Origin of the sequence: Segatella paludivivens DSM 17968 = JCM 13650, assembly GCF_000373185.1 — a bacterium.
Lineage (GTDB): Bacteria > Bacteroidota > Bacteroidia > Bacteroidales > Bacteroidaceae > Prevotella > Prevotella paludivivens.
Map to the genome: position 1 here is coordinate 1 of NZ_KB890656.1, position 19824 is coordinate 19824.

The 19824-nt window shown below is 41.3% G+C and carries 14 protein-coding genes; all 14 read left to right on the top strand.

The features are described from left to right. Window positions 1–1374: tetratricopeptide repeat protein (locus B045_RS14925; RefSeq protein ID WP_018464078.1), on the top strand; the 1374-nt coding region annotated here is incomplete at its 5' end. Window positions 1375–1480: 106 nt separating this feature from the next. Then, entirely contained in the window at window positions 1481–2674 is a 1194-nt protein-coding gene (locus tag B045_RS0109750) for a hypothetical protein (protein ID WP_018464079.1), read from the top strand. A 41-nt stretch (window positions 2675–2715) separates the two neighbouring features. Then, window positions 2716–3603: a FimB/Mfa2 family fimbrial subunit gene (locus tag B045_RS0109755; RefSeq protein ID WP_238312249.1), complete on the top strand. Its 888-nt coding sequence runs from the start codon at window positions 2716–2718 to the stop codon at window positions 3601–3603. A 125-nt stretch (window positions 3604–3728) separates the two neighbouring features. Further along, window positions 3729–5477: a DUF4906 domain-containing protein gene (locus tag B045_RS0109760; RefSeq protein ID WP_018464081.1), complete on the top strand. Its 1749-nt coding sequence runs from the start codon at window positions 3729–3731 to the stop codon at window positions 5475–5477. Between the two features lie 104 nt (window positions 5478–5581). Continuing rightward, on the top strand, window positions 5582–5824 hold the full coding sequence (locus B045_RS15345; RefSeq protein ID WP_154650144.1) for a four helix bundle protein: 243 nt from the start codon (window positions 5582–5584) through the stop codon (window positions 5822–5824). Between the two features lie 840 nt (window positions 5825–6664). Next, window positions 6665–7543 (top strand): tyrosine-type recombinase/integrase, encoded by an 879-nt coding sequence (locus B045_RS0109765; RefSeq protein ID WP_026234391.1) that lies wholly within the window; start codon window positions 6665–6667, stop codon window positions 7541–7543. Window positions 7544–7911: 368 nt separating this feature from the next. Then, a complete protein-coding gene (locus B045_RS0109770; RefSeq protein ID WP_018464083.1) occupies window positions 7912–8511 on the top strand; it encodes a DUF3575 domain-containing protein in 600 nt (199 codons plus the stop codon). 61 nt (window positions 8512–8572) lie between these two features. Next, a complete protein-coding gene (locus tag B045_RS14930) occupies window positions 8573–10006 on the top strand; it encodes a DUF3868 domain-containing protein (RefSeq protein WP_018464084.1) in 1434 nt (477 codons plus the stop codon). Between the two features lie 28 nt (window positions 10007–10034). Next, window positions 10035–11195, top strand: coding sequence for a fimbrial protein (locus tag B045_RS0109780; protein WP_169400983.1), 1161 nt, complete (start codon window positions 10035–10037; stop codon window positions 11193–11195). Between the two features lie 12 nt (window positions 11196–11207). Continuing rightward, on the top strand, window positions 11208–12086 hold the full coding sequence (locus B045_RS0109785; RefSeq protein ID WP_025884414.1) for a FimB/Mfa2 family fimbrial subunit: 879 nt from the start codon (window positions 11208–11210) through the stop codon (window positions 12084–12086). Between the two features lie 37 nt (window positions 12087–12123). Further along, window positions 12124–13374 (top strand): hypothetical protein, encoded by a 1251-nt coding sequence (locus B045_RS0109790; protein WP_154650145.1) that lies wholly within the window; start codon window positions 12124–12126, stop codon window positions 13372–13374. A gap of 78 nt (window positions 13375–13452) precedes the next feature. Further along, entirely contained in the window at window positions 13453–15414 is a 1962-nt protein-coding gene (locus B045_RS0109795; RefSeq protein WP_026234393.1) for a hypothetical protein, read from the top strand. A gap of 24 nt (window positions 15415–15438) precedes the next feature. Then, complete coding sequence (locus tag B045_RS0109800; protein WP_025884416.1) at window positions 15439–17214, top strand: DUF4906 domain-containing protein; 1776 nt, start codon at window positions 15439–15441, stop codon at window positions 17212–17214. Between the two features lie 12 nt (window positions 17215–17226). Beyond that, window positions 17227–18837, top strand: coding sequence for a DUF4906 domain-containing protein (locus B045_RS0109805; protein ID WP_018464090.1), 1611 nt, complete (start codon window positions 17227–17229; stop codon window positions 18835–18837). Window positions 18838–19824: the final 987 nt, after the last annotated feature.

Consider the following 19824-nt stretch of genomic DNA (forward strand, 5'->3'; position numbering starts at 1 on the left):
AACTCCGAGAACTTCACCCGTCAGGGCGACCTTCTCCGTGTGCGCATGAAGGTAAGCTATGACAGCAGCGTGGTGGGTAGCTGTGAGTCGCTGACCTTCACTCCTGTGCTTAAGACAGACAGTGCCGTGTCAGTGCTTTCCTCAGTGGTCATCAACGGGCGTGAACGTGAGCGTGATGCCCACCGCACAGAGGTTCTTTCCGACAATCGTCGCAACATGCCCATCGTTGTCAAGGACAGCCATGCCGCCAAGCGCTACTTCATCTACGACACCACCGTTCCCTATAAGGACTGGATGCAGGAGTGCCGCATGTATGTAGAGAGTGAGGAGCTTAACTGCACCGGTCATCGCGGCCATGTCTATGAGGACCTCGTGCTGAAGAATATCTATCTTCACGACATGAGCAACGATAATCCCGACCCGAACGTACATTATTATAACCTGATGGACTATGTTCAGTTCCTTCAGCCTCAGGGCTCAGATATTGACAAGTTCCATCGCAGCGGTGAGATACCTATCTTCGGCAACAAGTCTCTAGCCAAGCTCAGTGGAAGCAGGTTCAACCGCACCGTGTTCAACACCATCGCCTCAGACGTAAAGAGCGAGCTTCAGCGCTATGGCACCAGCCTTGTTGGTCTTCGCATCAACGGCTTCGGTGCTCCTATTGGCAACTACCGCCGCAACGAGAGTGAGGCAATGGAGCGTTCGCTTGATTTAAAGAAGTACCTGATGAAGCAGAAGCTCACCAACCGCAACGACCTCACCGTAGGCTGGCTTGCAGAAGACTGGGACAGCATCTCTTCGCTTGTAGCTGGTAGCGGCATGAATCTTCGCGAAGCCGTTGTAGACATCATCAAGAGCATCGACGTAGTCAACGGTCGTGAGCGTGAAATCCAGAACATCGGTCACGGCATGCCCTATGAGTATATGAACCGCTTCATCTTCCCGAAGGTGTATCGCATCAAATATACGCTTACCTTCCGTCACGATGGCTTCGACAGCAACTCAGCCATGCAGCATCTGGGCTCAAACCCTGCCACAATGACGCTGGGTGAACTCTATGCCACAGCTGGATTCTATAAGAAGGGTTCTCGCGAATACAACGATATCGTGGACCTCACTGCCCGTCTCTTCCCTGATAATCCAGAGGCAAACATCAATGCAGCCGGTGTGGCGCTGACACGCAACGACGCAACCCTTGCGCATAAGTACCTCAAGCGTTGGGAGACAGATCCAAGAGCCTATTGCAATATGGGCCTGCTTTATCTTAGCGAGGGCAATCGCGATAAGGCAGAGGTGTATCTGAAGATGGCAAAGGCAGCAGGAGTGAAACAGGCAGACACCGCCCTAGTCGAACTGATGAAGATGAAATAAAGGAATAAAACGAAAAGGAATAAAACGAAAAGTAATAAAACGAAAAGTAATAAAGAGAATTCAAAAGCAATAAAAATAATATTAATAATTAAATTGATTTATAATTATGAGAACAAAACCAGCAATACTAGCCTTCTTCGCATTGGCAACCATTGCCATGCAGGGCTTGTTAACATCATGCTCGGGTGATGAAACCCTGAGCACAGAGAAGCAGGAAGGTCTTCAGACCCTGAAAATAAACCTGAATACCGTTACACGTGCAGCTGTGTATAGTGATCCTGCTGCTATTAATCCTAATCCTGAGGATAAAATCAACCGCGTCACGATAGGTATCTTCGACAAGAATACGGGCAATGCCGTAAAGACAATACAGGATGCCGTGAATCCTGCTGCTCCTGAAATCACCACCAGTCAACTTGCTGCAGACGACCATATACTTGTAGCGGTGAATGCCCCAGCTGGAACCTTTACCGGTGTCCTTAGCGAATCAGATTTCGAAAAAAGGACTCTTGCAATTGATGATGCCCTTGCAGGAGGAAACGCTTCAGCAACAACGGTCGCAAATGCAAATATTCCCATGTTTGGTGTTGGATCAATAGTTCAAATCGGGACCACCCCAGCTTACAAGGCAGATGTAGACGTATATCACATGGTAGCAAAGGTAACCCTTCAGTCTCTCTATGTGGACTTTGATGCAACTGGAGCCTATAAAGACGCTACGTTCACCCCAACAGAGGTGTTTATGTACAACGTCCCTGATAAGCTAGATTTTTATCCAGCAAAAACAACGACTTCATACATTTATAATTATTTGACTACCTCTACCCCTGTGTACTATAACGGCGAGGCAGGTGATGCTGCTGTAAAGAATTATTTGGGAACAGGCACAACTTTGACTCCCTTTGTCCCTGCCAATACCCCCCTTAAAGGCCTAAAAACCGGAAGTACATCCAGCTGGGGAACTGTTGGTAGTAAGATATTGTTTCTTTATACAATGCCTAACACTTCCTCAAAGCCAACACAGCTTGTCATAAAGGGTATCTTTAGACCAGTTGGAACCGATGACGGCAAAGCAACAGTCTACTATCCTGTGAACATCAATTACAACTCAACTGATGGCAGTGCAGCGGAAGGTGCAACCCCTAAGCAGGTATATCCAAACAAAAACTATATTGTAGACGTGACCATTAAGGGCAAGGGAGCAGACCTTCCTTCAGCATCTTTGGATCCTGAGACCGCTACAGCCAATATCACTGTTAAGTCGTTTGTTGATGCCAGTCAGACGAATGTATTCAATTAATACGAAAGAAAAAAGAATAACAACGAAATTCACGTAACGCGATGAAAAAAAGGCAAATAATGATAATCCCGATACTGTCACTGCTGATGTTACTGACCGGCTGCATAAACGACGAGGAAAGCAGTCGTGTGCAGTACAGTGTCGGCGTGCGCCTTGTGACAAAGACGGGTGAGCTTCTGCCTGATTCCGTCGCGGGAACGGTGCATACCTATATGTTTCTCTCGGGTCGTTTCGTTCAGGAGGTTCTTCCTGAGGTTAATGGCCGCTACTATATCTGCTTCGACAATAGCCAGTCTATGCAGCTTGTCGCTGTGGGGGCAGGTACGGTAGACAGCGTTTCGCTGGTCACTCCTTCAGTAGGAGAGGACATCAGTAGTGTCTGTGCCAGTCTAAAGTATCCTTCCGACTCCCGTTCTTTCGCCAGCATCGCAGAGACCACTCCTGTGAACTATCTGTGCTACGGCAGTTTTGCCTACACCCCCGGAGAGTCGCTAAATGACTCCACCACAGCCACCCTAACGATGATGAACAAGAACGTGCGTATACACATTGTTATCAGGCATTTGCTGACCCAGCTTGGAGACGGCAGATACACCGTTAAACTGAGAGGATTCCGTGATGCCCTTGCCTTCGACGGCAGCATAAAGGGAGACAGTGTAGAGTATGCGCCTCACGGCAGTTTTGACAGTGAGGGTACTTATTCAACCGATATCATCAATGCTATGCCCACAGCTGATGGCGATCATGTCACGTTCAGCCTCTACAGAGATGGCTACCTTATCTTTACAAGCGGTTCCGACTCCGATGGAAGTCCAATCTCCCTTAAGCCAGAGGATGACAAGGTAATTGTTGTTGATGTAGGTAAAATGGGTGTCAACCTGAATATCATCCCGTGGAGCGATGTAAACGGAAGCACAGTTTTCAACTGATGATAAGGGAATGATGATAAAGAACTGATGATAAGAATATGATAATAAGGATGAAACACAATATACGATACATACAAAATATATATACCTCACTGGTCTCATTTGGCTCATTAATGTTACTTTTGATGGCATTGGGTTTAAGTTCCTGCGCCACCGATGACTCTGTAGAACCCTTTCATAAGAGTTCTACAGACAGCACCATCGTGAGCTTTACCTTCTTAATCAATGACGGAGTTAGGACACGTGCCATCAACACAGCTAATGAGAACACTGTGAGCGATATCACAGTTCTGGTCTTCGACAATACCAATTCTCTTATCGGCAGTAAGTATGTGGCATCCGTTGCAGCGGGTTCCGTTGACGTAACCACGCGTTCAGCTACAGGGTGCACCATCTATGCCATAGCTAATACAGGCTCATCAAGTTATTTTGCAGGTGTGAATACAATAGATAAGCTGAATAAGATGTCTACTACGATAGCCAGTGCTGCAGATTTGGAGAACAGTGGCAGCACAGCTAACAGCACGGGCGCAATGATGATCGGTAAGGCATCTGCCGATATCATAAAAGGCGCAGTGAATAAGTTTCCTGTTACCTTATATCATCAGTGCGGCAAGTTCAGCTTCACCATCAAGCCAAACAGCGGCGTGACGATTACGGGTTATCAGCTTTGCAATGTTCCTCTGAGCAGTTATATCACTGATAGTCATGTTCCAGCATCTGCCTCTACTGTAGCAGGTCCTCCAGTAGGAGCAAGTAGTTATGGCAACTTCACTGCCGTGAGTGGATTGAGCCAGACTACAGACTTATCCAAGACCTATTATGTATACGAGAACCTTTGCGGTAGCAACATCAATGCCACCAGTGAGGCACTTCGCAACAGTAGCAACGTTCCTGTTTCTGCTTCTGCCAGCGCAAGTTACCTTCTGATCAATGCTAAGAGCAGCAACTGGACCTCTACATATAGAGTGTATCTTGGCGGAATGACCAATGTCGCGACCCCTGCAGTCGATTTGACCAATTTCAACGTTTACCGCAATCTGAACTACAATTGCACGATTACCCTTGGCGCAAACGGTGGTAATGGGGATGCACGAGTAACCTATCAGGCAACAACTACTAGAAGTAATATGTATGTGGGCGATGCAACAGTGGGCAACTATCTTTATGATAATGGTACCAATGGAAGTGTATATAGCGCTAGTCATACAGTTGGTATCATCTATTCCAGCGAACTGACGCAGGCCCAATATAATGCTGGTTGCCGCCATGGTAGAGTTCTAGCACTTAAAAATGCAAATAGCAGTAATTATGGCACTTGGGGTAGTGGCTCTCCTTATAACGACCATAGCAGTACGGGTCACCCTTATGTATCAGATTTCAAGACATGCTTTCAAGATGTTAGCAGTGGTTATGATGCCTTGAGCGCCAACAGTAGCTATGTTAACATCACCAGTAACTATGCCTGGTATTACTGTAAAACTTACAGTGATGGGACTACACATAGTGGTGATTTAGCAGGTAAAAATTGGTATCTTCCGAGTGCTGGTGATTGGTGGGATATAATGGAGAACCTTGGAACTTGGTCAGCTTCAGACAAGACAACGTTAACAACTAATCGTAGCAGTACAACGGGGCTTGGTTATATAATCTCAACTTCTAGTGGTTCGTATTTTGATGCCTTAAATACCAAATTAAGCGTAGCAGGTGGAGATCAAATTGTTCCAAGTGGTAGTTATCCATATAATTTTTGGTCTGCCTCAGAGGCTGGTAGCGGTGCTGCGGCACGTTTCTACTTCAGCAGTGATGGCGTCTACTTGAACTACAACAATAAGACGAGCAGGTACTATTGTCGGAGTGTCTTAGCTTTTTAACTATTTATCTATTTAATAATTTATCTATTTTAAAAATATATTATGTGTATACAGCATTTTAAATACCGCCTGTGGCGGTCGACAATATAAAAAATTAATCCTTTATGGCATTATCACATGAATTACCGATCTACCTTGATACAATGACGTTACTAAGTTTAACGATAGAAAAAACTAAATGTTACCCTCGCTTCTACCGTTATACGGTAGGAGAAAAAATGGTGAATATCAATCTGGAACTATTGTCTCTAATCTATAGAGCAAACAGCAGTTATGAAAAAATAAGCATACTGTCTGATTTCCTGGATAAATATAATCTGATAACGATGCTTTATCGCATTAAATAATAAAAGGAATAACTCAATTCGGATGCCTGTCAATGATGCAGCAATCGCTGCATCATGAAGAAAAAGATTCGTGAGAACCGATGGCGTCTAATAATTATCACTATAATTTAATGAATAGTTAGTTCTATTCATTTTCTTCTAAGGCAACTTAGTCTAAGAAGAGTACATCCCAGTGGGGATGTATTTGAGAGCCTTCACACGTGAGTGTGGAGGCTCTTTTTTAAAGAGCCCGCAGTTTCTCGCAGAGAAATACTGTTGGATTTATTTGAGTTAACGGCCGATTCTCCCGCAGATCTCGCAGATCCCGCAGATAAACAGCATGAACTACTTGTCTCCTGCAGATTTATTGTCTCAACGTGAACGGCCTATTCTCTCGCAGATAGCGCAGATCACGCAGACGAATGCAGCAAGCTGCATTATTTCGCAGAGAAAGACAGTTGGTGTAGTTGGTGTTGTTTTGTAGTTTCGTCTGCGATTATCAGCGTAATCTGCGAGAGACATTGGGGTTTCTTCTTTGGTGATAGCTTGAGTCCTCTTACGTGATTATTTTCCCGCAGATGGCGCAGATCACGCAGAGGAAATGCAGCAAAGCTGCATCATATCGCAGAGAAAGACATTTTGTAGTTAATGTTGTTTAGGGTTTTGTCTGCGATAATCTGCGTGATTTGCGGAGAATCTGCGAGGAAACGGCTTTGTCTATTATTTTGAACAAACATATATAATCTGTACTTAAATACCAAAGATTCGTCTGTTATTTAATTGTAAATGGGTTTGTACTTTCTTTTTATTGGTTTTTGATTTGTAATTTTGTAATTCACTTTTTAAATTATTATTATTTTTATGAAAGTAACATTCTCTTCTTTTACCCAAACCTGTATTTATGATCTTCGGCATGAGGGCCGTTTTTCAACCGCGCGTCTTTATGACATCTCCTTGCGTTCATTCTGTAAATGTCTCGGTCGTGATGTCATCCTTTTCAGTGAGATAAACCGTAATTCTCTTCATCTGTTTAAGATGTATCTTATTGAGCGGCATTATTCCCCCAATACTCAGTCCACTTATATGCGCATGCTTCGTGCCTTATATAATAAAGGAGTATATGCAGGTCTAGCCAAACATGTTCATAACCTGTTTCACGATGTTTTTACGGGCATTGACAAAAGCCATAAGAAGGCGATGTCGCCCGTTGACCTGAATACACTCTTTTATGGCAAGGTAAAAAGTCCAGCGCTTATCCGTGCTCAGCAGACTGCCAGACTCATGTATCGCCTCTGCGGTATTCCCTTTGTTGATTTTCAGCATGTCGGCTCCGACTCTGTCAAAGACGGTTCTCTGAACTACAGCCGCCGTAAGACCGGAGTCTGTGTCAGTATTCCTGTCAATAAAGAAACAGCTTCTCTTATAGAGAAAGCCGCAGTGTGCCCATCAGACATGAACACCGAAACGGGCTACCGCCATTATCAGTCGTCACTGCGCAAGTTCAATGCCAGTCTTTCACGCCTTGCCAGTAAGCTAGGTATAAAGGCTCATGTGTCCTCATACACCATCCGCCATTCCTGGGCTACCACCGCCCTGTACTGTCATGTTCCGGTGGAGGTGATCAGTTCTGCTCTCGGTCATGCCGACATCAAGACCACGCAGATATATCTCAAGGGCTTTAATGCCAAAGAGATCGGACTTGCCAACAGAAAGGTATGCAGGTGTGTAGAAAATAAATGATGTGTTGAATTGTCTTTTGACAGGCGGCTACGCCCATAGCACAGACTCTCATGTACAAATAAAATAGCCGTTACTTTACAAGTAACGGCTATAAATAATTATTTGGCAAATATAGTGATTAATTTATCAAGTTATATATAAATTCACTTTAATTAACTTAAAACCGATAAAAACATATTAAAGAGGAAGCAGACATTCTAAACATGTTCCTATTTGAACACATTTTAATGATTTACTCATCTGTATCCTCCAGTCACACGGAACAACTATTTACGTGTGCCAGCCATTTTTGTATTATTTTATACTCTAAATATCACTCATTCCTTTCTGTTACTTGTAAAGTAACAGAAACTATTTTTTAAGTGATAATGTTTAGACGAATTGTAGATAGACGAGTGTTTGATAACAGTGTCTTTATACTAAAGTGTTGTTTTATATTCATACTTCAGCTGATACCATTTCAGCTGAAGGCTCAGTATATTGCTTTGAAATCAAATCTAATCTATGATGCCATAGCAGTTCCTTCGCTTGGTGCCGAAGTTCGGATAGATAGTATATATACAGTCGCCGTCTCTGGAACGTATTGCCCCTTCAGTTTTGCTTCTGATCGTAAATGGAAAAATTGGTCTGTTCGTCCCGAAGTCCGTAGGTGGTTCCGGAAATCATTTAATGGTCCATTTGTAGGTACTGAACTTTTCTATGGTTACTTCAATGCTTCTCGCGTCCCCTTTATTGGACTCAAAAATCGTCGAGGAGAGGGGTGCTTCATTGGTGGTGGAATTACTGCTGGTTGGCATAAAATACTTTCCCCACATTGGGGACTTGAGTTTTCTATAGCAGCAGGATACGTCCATGTTTCATACGACAAATATCTTAACTATGAGTGTGGGTATAATGAGGGGCATAATGTCCGAAACCTTATTATGCCAACAGGTATCTCGATGTCACTAGTTTACGTAATAAGATAATAACAAAGAATAATATTATAGAGAAATGAAACTGAAACTATTACTATCGGCAGCCTTTCTTATGGGCTACTGCGGAACGGCATCTTTGTCATCTGCCCAGACGGTCTATGGCGGACAGATCTACGTTAATTCAGAGAACTTCACCCGTCAGGGCGACCTTCTCCGTGTGCGTATGAAAGTAAGCTATGATAACAGCGTTGTTGGCAGCTGTGAGTCGCTGACCTTCACTCCTGTGCTTAAGACAGACAGTGCCGTCTCAGTGCTTTCCTCAGTGGTCATCAACGGTCGTGACCGCGAGCGCGATGCTCACCGTACGGAGGTCCTTTCTGAGNTCCGCCGCAATATTCCGATCGTTGTCAAGGACAGCCGTGCCGCCAAGCGCTACTTCATCTACGACACCACCGTTCCTTATAAGGATTGGATGCAGGATTGCCGCATGTATGTAGAGAGTGAGGAACTTAACTGCCAGGGCAGGAAAGGTCATGTCTACGAGGACCTTGTGTTGAAGAACATCTACCTCCACGACATGAGCAACGATAACCCCGATCCCAATGTACATTATTATAACCTGATGGACTACGTTCAGTTCCTTCAGCCTCAGGGTTCCGACATTGATAAGTTCCACCGCAGCGGTGAGATTCAGATATTCGGCAACAAGTCTCTTGCCAAGCTCAGTGGCAGCAGATTCAACCGCACCGTGTTCAACACCATCGCCTCTGACGTCAAGAGCGAGCTTCAGCGCTATGGCACCAGTCTTGTTGGTCTTCGCATCAACGGCTACGGCGCTCCCATCGGCAACTACCGCCGCAACGAGAGTGAGGCAATGGAGCGTTCGCTTGATTTAAAGAAGTACCTGATGAAGCAGAAGCTCACCAACCGCAACGACCTCACCGTAGGCTGGCTTGCNGAAGACTGGGACAGCATCTCTTCGCTTGTAGCGGGTAGTGGCATGAACCTTCGCGAAGCCGTTGTAGATATCATCAAGAGCATTGACGTAGTCAACGGTCGTGAGCGTGAAATCCAGAACATCGGCCACGGCATGCCCTATGAGTATATGAACCGCTTCATCTTTCCTAAGGTCTATCGCATCAAATATACGCTTACCTTCCGTCACGATGGCTTCGACAGCAACTCCGCTATGCAGCATCTTGGTTCAAATCCTGCCACAATGACGTTGGGTGAACTCTATGCTACAGCCGGATTCTATAAGAAGGGCTCTCGCGAGTATAACGATATCGTTGACCTCACCGCCCGTCTCTTCCCTGACAATCCAGAGGCAAACATCAATGCAGCGGGCGTTGCCCTGACACGCAACGATGTAACCCTTGCCCATAAATACCTCAAGCGCTGGGAAACCGATCCCAGAGCCTACTGCAATATGGGCCTCCTTTATCTTAGCGAGGGTAACCGTGATAAGGCTGAGGTTTACCTAAAGATGGCAAAGGCTGCTGGAGTTATTCAGGCAGACAAAGCTCTGCACGAATTGATGAAGTAAATAAAAACAATTTAAAAGATTCATGATTATGAGAATCAGCAAATATCTATTTAGCATCTTTTTCCTTGCTGGATTTATGCAGTCGTGCTCAACTGATACTAATGTTGATGGCAAAGACAATAATGAAAGTAAGGCGATGACCCTTAAAATAAAGGGTGCTAGTTCTGATACACGTGCCTCTGGCACTGTAGGTAATGAATCATCGGTTAAAAATATTGTTATAGCCGTATTCGACGGCACAACTGTAGAAAATACATTTGTAGTGTCATCTCCTGATATTACGAATAATACAATAACGAAGAAGATTACTTATAAGGCATCAACACCTAAGATTGTTGTAGTAGCAAATGTCCCTGCATCTTTGTTTGCTGGTGTTAAGACAGAAGACGACTTTAAAGCTCTTACTGCAAGTCTTGACAATACCACGTCAACCTATAATGTTGAAACTGCAGATTTTACTTCTGCAGTCGGTGACAAGGATAATGTTGGTACACAGAAATCAGATGTGCTGCCAATGGTCGGTACGGCTTCTCCTATTGATGCCAATGGCAATTCCACTGTAAGTCTTTACAGAATGGTTTCACGTGTAGCCATAAGCAACATTACAACTGCGTTCTCTCAATACGGTCCATATGCCGGCTATACATTCAAAGTAGAACAGGTGTATATGGCAAACGTACCTTCGGCATCTACATTGGCTTCTGAATGGGATTCAAACGCAGGGAATAATTATCCTGTGACATCAGCTTTGATGCAGGGATTGACTACCAACGATACTGACTATAAAAGCTATTTGGGGACTGGTGTCATAAATGTGGCAACACCGTTTAGTACACCAGAATATTTTTATGTGTTCCCAAATACAAGTACAGTATTTGTAACCCAGACTAAAATTATTATCAAAGGTCAACTTTATGACAAGGACGGCAATCTTGTCGGCATATATTATTATCCAGTAGTAGTGAACCGTGCGCAGACTGGTACTGATATTAATAATTCAAATAATGGTGATGCTTTGCATAGTGGTAATGGAACTGTAGGAGCCAATCGTACCTATACACTCGGCGTAACAATTATGACAAAGGGGAATACAAATCCAGACGACGACTTGAAACCCAACGATCTTTCAATAAATATTACTGTTAGTGATTGGTCTTCGAACCTTACACAAGATGTTGTCTTCAACTAGAAATAATACTATATGATAAGTCCTCATTTTATAAGAACAACGGTCATGTCAATGTTGCTAACAGTGGCATTTGGCAGTCTGTGCTCTTGTATAAGGGAGGATACTGGTAACTGCATACAGTATTCCGTTCGTACACGACTTGTTGATAGAAACGGTAAATATCTTCCTGACAGTATTGCTACTCAGTCATTTGCCTATATATTCCGCAATGGCAAGTATGTTAATTCAGTTCCTGTTTCTTCAGACGGAACCTACCACGTGTTTTTCAATGGATGTGACAACACTTGCATGACGGTATTTGGGAATCGAAATATCTCAGGCTTTGAACTTAGCAAACTTTCCATAGGTGATGATATCAAGAGCATTGCTGTGAAGATAGCTTCACTAGAGCAGGCACAGGACTCATTGCTTCATTCCAGACTCTATTATGGTAATGTCACGTTGTCGAATATCACACCCGATTCAATAGATTATCCTGTAACACTTCCTATGTACGACAACCTATCACGTCTCCATGTCGTACTGAACAATGTAGATAGTTTGCTTGGTACAGGTAAATATAGTGTGAAGATAAGCGGTCTGTATAGTGAGTTCACCTATTGTGGAATAGTAACTGGAGACAGCAGGGTATGTAATCTAGACATGACGCGTCTTCCTGATGGTTCATACCGAAGCGGAGTCGTGAGTACGTTACCTTCAGATTCTCCTCTAACGATAACTCTTTATAAGGATGGCGAGACTATAAGGACAGTGAATACAGACTATGTTGGCAATCCTATAACGACAAGTGGGGGCGAAGAGAAAGTGATAGTAATCAATGCTGGTGCAACATATACAAATACACAGGTAATGCCGTGGAGTGACTTCGTGTCGCAACAGGCTCAGTTATAAAATTAATAGAAATAATAACAATTAAAACAATACGATTATGAGATTAACTTATTTCTTTATTTCGGGACTTGCAATGACTTTTATGATGTCTTCATGCTCTTCTGAAAATGATGCAGTGACTACAGATAATGGACTTAAGACCATAAGTCTAGATTTCTCGGCTACAAACTTAAAAACCAGAGCTATTGGTGATCCTGCCGATGCCACCGGATATATTGTAGGCCTTGATTCTAAAGAGGCACGTCTTTCACGTCTTGCTGTAGGTATCTTCAATGGTACAGCAACTTCTTCTATTAACGAAATTACTATTGATAATACCAAAGCGTCAGATGATTCTAAATCATACACCGCATCATTTAATGCACAGGCTGCTTCTGGCAACAACGTGTATATCGTAGCAAATGCTCCCGTGGGACATTTCAGTGGAAAGACTTCGCTTTCTAATTTTTATGCAACACCTCTTGAGCTGGGATACACAACAAGTGCCGACGGCAATACAAATTACACATCAGGTGCAGTAACAAAACAGGTTCAGACAGCATTACCGATGAATTGTACCCTTTCTATTTTGACTGCTGGAGCAGGTGCCGACATAAACAAACTTGTTGTTACTGGTGGAATAGCCATGAAGCGTCTTGTCGCTCGTATAGCTGTTAATTCCATAAAGATTAATATTCCTTCTACGGGAATGTATGCAAATGATACTTTCACTCCTACAGAAGTATTCATATATAATGCGGCAACTTCTATTAATCCTGATGGAACAACACTTTCTACAGAACCAAGTAACAGTGGTGAGTCAACAACGCCAAATGGTACTTGGACTCCTGGAACTACAGCACCAACAATGGCTGACAATCTTGCTAATTACAGCTATCTGAGTACAGGCATTATTTCTAGTTTTACAGATAACACTCTGGGTTCTCCAACATTGTCAACAACAAACCAGTATTATTTCTATGTCTTTCCACATACAGCAACTACTCCAACAAAACTTGTAATCAAGGGTACTTGGCATAATTCTGCGGCAAATACTTACGAGGTTGTATACTATCCAATAGTTATCAACCACTCACAGACGGGTACAACCATTACTGATAATAATCATAACCCTCTTGCTCCTGCTACAGACTCACAGATTGATGCAAATATGCAGTATGTGCTTTCTGCAGAGATTAAAGCAAAGGGTGTAAGCAGTCCTGCAACAAACATTACTCCATCAGCAATTTCTGTAGCATTGACAGTTACAGACTGGAGTGTAACAAATCAGAATGTGGTTTTTGAATAAACACAATCTATTTATTGGCAGGTCTTTTATGTAAGACCTGTCATGATATACAAAAAAAATAAAAGAAAGAAATAGATAATGAAGTTATTTACACATTTGCATATATATGGCATCTTGTTGTCAACGGCATTGCTTTTTACTTCCTGTTATAGTGAAGATTCACTGAACAGCAGGGGTGTTGATGCTGTGACTATATCGCTTAATTTCCGTCCAGACGGAATGGATGGTGGAACTCGTGCTAATGGCTCTATGCCAAGCAGTACCACAATCAATTCTGGTGAGTGCAAGATAAATCATGTATGTGTTGGTGTGTTCAATGCAGCCAATAATCTTATTACGTTAAAGGATTTTGACTATAGTGGTTCTGCACAGACAATGACCACATCCACAAGTGCAAAGTACATTGTGGCTGCTGTAAATATACCAGCTGAAAAATTTTCAAAAACCACTACAAAACCAGAATTTTACGCTATAACGCAGAATCTTGACTATACATCGTATGATGGTACATCCACTAAGGCTTCTACTCTAAACAGTCAGCAGCAGACAATGCTTCCGATGATAGGGGAGTATACTGTTACTAATACCCTAACAACTACAGGAACAACAACAATACCAATTGACCTTACTCGTCTTGTTTCAAGAGTGATGCTTACGAGCATCACAACTTCATTTATATCTCCACTTGCAGGTGCTACATTCGTGCCAAAAGAAATATTTATGTATAATGTCGCAGATGTTACTGATTTTACGGGTAAGGTAACTGAAAATAATCGTTCAGGAGAGAGCACTGCCGCGACTGTAGCTGGAGATCCATCAACGCTTGCTAACGCCGCCACATTAGGTAACTATGCTTATCTTAGTAGTGGATTGATATCTACCGCCTCATATCCCTACTATTTTTATGTGTATCCTCATTCTGACACTGCCCCAACTAAATTGGTTGTTAAGGGGGTGTTCTATCCAAAGGGTGGAAGTATGGCAACAGGTGAGATAATGTATTATCCAATAATAGTGAATCATTATCAGACTGGGGTTACGATAAATGGTTCGTCTGTCGCACCTATAAATGATTCAAAGATAACAAAGAATACAATATATTCACTCTCCCTAACAATAAAGGGCAGAGGAACATCATCTCCTGGAAATGACATAACAGCGGCAGCTGCATCGGTGAATGTAAGTGTTGCTCCATGGGATGCTTTATCAAAAAATGCATCAGAATATGATCCACCAATCACGCTTAGTACAGCAACATGGGGTGCAGGTGGTGGAACAATTCCGTTTCTTCCGCATCCAAACATTGGTGAATATCTGTTTGCTGACGGTACATGGGGTACATTGGCTGCCAATTCTGGAAAGACTCCAATCGCAGTTATATTCTCAGTAACACCAAGTAGTACAGATAAAGCTAAAGGTTGGGTCCATGGATATGCTATGGCATTAAAAAATTCTTCAACAAGTGCAATATGGGGAGGTAGTACTGTAAATACACCAATGAGTGATGTAACTGATGCCTCAGGCTTAATAAGTGATAAAGATGGATATTCTGAGACTCAGTTAATTAATACTACTTATAAACCCTTGTCAAGTTCTAATTATCCAGCATTTTACTATGCTTTAAATTATAGTGTGACTGCACCTTCAGGGACTAGTGGATGGTATTTACCTAGTTGTGGTCAGTGGTATGATATAGTTATCAATCTAGGAAAAGTAACTCCTACAACTCCTACAATGACAGGAAGTGGAACAACTACTTGTTTTTTAAGATGGTATGAAGGTGATGCAACAGGTACTGGAAATAATTATTGGTCAATATTCCAGACCAATATAGATAAGTTTTTAAATGTTATTGTTGGTACTCCTGTAGATTTATTTACAAGCGCTACCGCTACTCGTTATTGGTCATCAACAGAATATACTACAAATTGTTCAACTAGTATGGCGATAGGTAATGTACCTACTACTGCTATTGCAATTGATTCTTATGATTTTGTTAAATCTTATGGATTTTATATACGTCCGGTTATAGCCTTCTAATCTTCAAAGAATGATATATATAGTATGAGAATAAAATATTTTATAAAAATAATATTCATTCAGATGGTGGTGCTAATGTTTGTATCATGTGCAGAAACGATAAAATTATCTGATGAAGATAGCCATCAGGCTACGCTTTCGTTGACAGCTAAGACAGAAGCGTTACCAGATACACGTGCACTTTCTACTACAGGAACAAGTGAAAATATAGTGGACAAGTTGGCTATATTTGTTTTTGATTCTAATGGAAACGTTATCGGGTATAAGTTTATTGGTACTGGTTCGCTGATCACTTCAACCGGTACAGCCTATACCGTTAGTGGCATAAATACAAGAGTTGCTACAGGTTGTACAATATGTGCGATCGCAAATGTTGCGGAGGATTCTTTGAAGGATATTTCAAATGTTACGATGCTTAAAGCTGCCGCACATCGTTTTACTTCGACTGACGAGATTGCTACAGCAAGTAACATGATGATGTATGGCGAAACAACGGCAACAACAGATATTACTGCCACAGGAAGTTCGGCAACAATTGAATTGAAGCGTTTGGCTGCCCGCCATACATTTACAGTAAAGACAGCAAATGGATTTAAGCTGATGGCTTATCAGTTATGCCATGTTCCGCTCTCAACATACTATTGCAGTAAGAATATTACCACAAATAATGTGTTGGGTACTAATTATAATCCAGCAAAGAGTTATGGTGACGCAGCAGCTGTAGCAGTAACAGCTTCTGCTGATGATGCAACAGGAACAACTTTCAGCGTATATCAATATGAAAATTTAGTAGGAAAACAGACAGGTGCTACATCAATGGCAAGTAGGAATATAAATAATGCTCCAGCTGATGCCAGCTATTTATTGCTATATGTAGCAGATACCAATACAGGAGAAAAATATATTAATAGAGTTTATCTAGGAGGCAATTTATCAAGCGACTACACTGATTATGGTGTATATCGAAATCAGGCTACAACATACAGTAATATAACAATAAAAGGTGCTGATATGGTTGATGCAAACGTGGAACGAATTCATCCAGGAGTTGTGTATATTGGTGATGCTATTATTGGTAATTATCTTTATGCAGATGGAACTAATGGCCGTGACTTTAAAAAAGATGCAACAGTTGGAATTATCTATTCTAATCAATTAACGCAAGGACAATACAATGCTAATTGTCGTCATGGCAAAGTTTTGGCGTTGAAAAATGCTAATAATGGGAATACTTGTTATTGGTCAAGCAATAATGGCTCTCCGTATACTGATCATACAAGTACAGGACATCCTTATCTGACAAGTTTTAAAATGTACTATGACGATATCAGTAGTGGCTATGATGCTTTTTCTGCAAACAGCACTTTTGTTACAAATATAGGCAATGCTGCATGGTATTATTGTAATTCTTATCAGGATGGTGTATCCAAATCATTTACAAATAGTAGTTGGTATCTTCCAAGCATTGGAGAGTGGTGGGATATCATAGAGAATCTTGGAACCTGGAATACTGATCAGAAAGCTATAATATATGGCAAAAGAACACATTTGATAGATTCTGAAGTAGAAGCTAATTTGATAACAGGAATAAGCAACACTTATTTTACAGACTTAAACAAAAAAATAGCACAAGCTGGTGGTGATCAATTTCCAACCACAGTTGCTAATTCTTTCTGGACAGCATCTGAACATGGTGCTCTCTTCCCTGTTTATCGATACACGTCAAGTACAACTATTGAATTGCATTGTGGTGTCGGTAAGGATGGCCTTCAGTATGCTCGTTCAGTTCTTGTATATTAAAAATAAAGTTCTATGACGACGATATATAAAATTCAAATAAACATAATTATTGTGGCAATAATGTTGCTTCTTGGGTCTTGTGCCAATGATATTACGCTAAGTGGAATTGACACTACTGTTGGAAGTAACACTTTAAAACTTGCGTTTAATATTGAACAGCCAAAAATTGTTACTGATGGCAATGTTGTAAAAGTAACTCGTTCTATGACTACTGCACAGGAATCTGTAGTAAACAGTATTTCAATAGTTGTTTTTAATACTAGTGGGGAAAAGGTTGGTGAGTATTATTTAACATTCTCTTCAGCTAAAAATGCTACATTCTATGCAAGTGTACCTGTTGCTGTAGCTAATAGTTATAAGGTATATGCCGTAGCCAATGCCAGTAGTGCGACTGTCGCATCGATGAAAGCAGCCACAACTTTAACTGCTTTCAATGTCATCTCTTCAACACTGTCATCTGCAGATGATTTGAATAGCGCTACAAGTCTGGTAATGTTTGGTAAAGGTACTGCTACATTAGGTAACTCCAATGGAGTTGGTTCTACAACCAGCATAAGCCTATCTCGTCTTGCTGCCAAAATAACTTTGAATTTAACATCAAGCAATAATTTTACAATAACTGGTTATCAGATTTGCAGTACCACGATGTCATCATATGTAAGCAGTGATAACTTGGCTACTACAAATACCAGTGGTACAACATTTAATGTAGCAAATACATTCAATGATCAAACAGAGGTAAGTGGGCTTTCTATACAGAATGCTTCTACTTCAGCTAACATCTTTATGTATGAGAATATGGCTGGTACTAATTCTGCATCTAAAACTCCTGCATTGAGAATATCATTAAACTCACCTAAAAAAGCAACTTATTTAGTAGTTTATGCAACATCTTCTTCTAGTGTGAAATGTAAATTTACTTATTACTTAGGTGGCTCATCATCATCTGATTTCACAGGTTTTGATATATCGCGTAATACTAATTATATTTATAATATTAATATAAGTGGTACTGATTTAGCCGATATGAGAGTGTTGTGTCCTGGCGAGTTCTTGTTTAGTGATGGAACTTGGGGAGGAATATCTTACAACAGTTCTAAAATACCAATAGCAATTGTATTTGCTATAAATGCAACTTCTGATCATAAAAATAGTGGATATACTAATGGTGAAGCTATGGCTTTGACAAATGCTTCAACGAATTGTAGTGATGGAAACAATTGTATTAGTATAGCTGCGAGCTATAGTGTTAAAGCTCCGCCAAATACTTCTAATTGGTATTTGCCAAGTATTTTTGAATTCAGAAGGGTTATTAGTTATTTAGGTGGACTGAGTGCAACAGAAGCGGACATTGTTACACCTAGCGTTGGTGGAATATGGTTTTCAAGTGTAGCGCCATCTGTTACTTCGGTATTAAATAGTGCATTTAGTAAGTGTGGTGTTGCATATAGTGCATTTGGATATAATCCAACTCAGGATTTTTGGACCAGTACTTCTAGTGGAGAGACTGTGCATCCCTTTCTTAATGCTAATTTTTGTAATTCAGGGATATTAGATGCTGATTTTAATAATGGTAATAGTGAAAATAATACACTTTATGTTAGATCAGTTATCGCATTTTAAATATGATTACATAGTTAATAACTTAAGTATATTAAGCTAATAAATAAGATATAACTCAATTCTATAATGTTCTTCATGATTTTTTCATGCGAAGAGTAGATTCGTGAGAATCGAAGGACATAGAATATATTTATCACTATAAATTAATGGATAGTTAGTTCTATTCATTTTCTTCTAAGGCTATTTTGTCTAAGAAGAGTACATCCCAGAGGGGAAGTATTTAAGTGCCTTCACACGTGAGTGTGGAGGTTCTTTAGTTTAATCTCCCGCAGATATTCTTTTTCGTAGTATCTGCTAAAGCAGATTTATTCTCCCGCAGATTTAATGTATCAATGTAAACGGCCTGTTCTCCCGCAGATAGCGCAGATCACGCAGACGAATGCAGCAGGCTGCATTATATCGCAGAGAAAGACAGTTTTGTGTGGTTAGTGTAGTTTTGTGGTTTGTCTGCGTAAATCTGCGAGATCTGCGGGAGAATCGGTCGTTAAATCACATAAGGAAAGAGCAAGGAAAGAACAAGGAAAGAGCAAGCAAGGAATAAAATAATAACAGAAAAAAGGAAACGAGCAAATAAAACGAGTGAGAAATAACAAATATAAGTATTAACAATTAAAACAAAACAATGATGTCAAATTTATCAATAGGGAGACACTCCCGCAAACAATCAAATGCCAGAAGTGCGGACGCACGCTGCCTAAGCAGAAATTAGAACGCATGCGCTCTGGCACGTATCGACAAGTGTGCAATCAATGCAAATACGAGTACTACATTAAACCCGCTAGGATAAGACGAATACTCAGAGAACTCGAAAATCGTACATAGGTTTTGCAAATAAACTAGCGTCGAAACGTCTATCCGCTGTCTATCAGCACGTTAGATGCACTTTTTTCAAAAACAAAGTGTCGCGAAAACGTCAATTTGCATTTCCGTTTCTATATAGAAACGCAAACTTTACATCGTAGAAACGCAAACTTCGTGTCGTAGCAA

Excerpts from the sequence above, each read along its gene's own strand:
- B045_RS15345 (WP_154650144.1), top strand. The coding sequence starts at position 5,582 with ATGGCATTATCACATGAATTACCGATCTACCTTGATACAATGACGTTA.
- B045_RS0109780 (WP_169400983.1), top strand. The coding sequence starts at position 10,035 with ATGAGAATCAGCAAATATCTATTTAGCATCTTTTTCCTTGCTGGATTT.
- B045_RS0109760 (WP_018464081.1), top strand. The coding sequence starts at position 3,729 with ATGGCATTGGGTTTAAGTTCCTGCGCCACCGATGACTCTGTAGAACCC.
- B045_RS0109750 (WP_018464079.1), top strand. The coding sequence starts at position 1,481 with ATGAGAACAAAACCAGCAATACTAGCCTTCTTCGCATTGGCAACCATT.
- B045_RS0109790 (WP_154650145.1), top strand. The coding sequence starts at position 12,124 with ATGAGATTAACTTATTTCTTTATTTCGGGACTTGCAATGACTTTTATG.
- B045_RS0109785 (WP_025884414.1), top strand. The coding sequence starts at position 11,208 with ATGATAAGTCCTCATTTTATAAGAACAACGGTCATGTCAATGTTGCTA.
- B045_RS0109770 (WP_018464083.1), top strand. The coding sequence starts at position 7,912 with ATGTTTAGACGAATTGTAGATAGACGAGTGTTTGATAACAGTGTCTTT.
- B045_RS0109795 (WP_026234393.1), top strand. The coding sequence starts at position 13,453 with ATGAAGTTATTTACACATTTGCATATATATGGCATCTTGTTGTCAACG.
- B045_RS0109805 (WP_018464090.1), top strand. The coding sequence starts at position 17,227 with ATGACGACGATATATAAAATTCAAATAAACATAATTATTGTGGCAATA.
- B045_RS0109755 (WP_238312249.1), top strand. The coding sequence starts at position 2,716 with ATGAAAAAAAGGCAAATAATGATAATCCCGATACTGTCACTGCTGATG.
- B045_RS0109765 (WP_026234391.1), top strand. The coding sequence starts at position 6,665 with ATGAAAGTAACATTCTCTTCTTTTACCCAAACCTGTATTTATGATCTT.
- B045_RS0109800 (WP_025884416.1), top strand. The coding sequence starts at position 15,439 with ATGAGAATAAAATATTTTATAAAAATAATATTCATTCAGATGGTGGTG.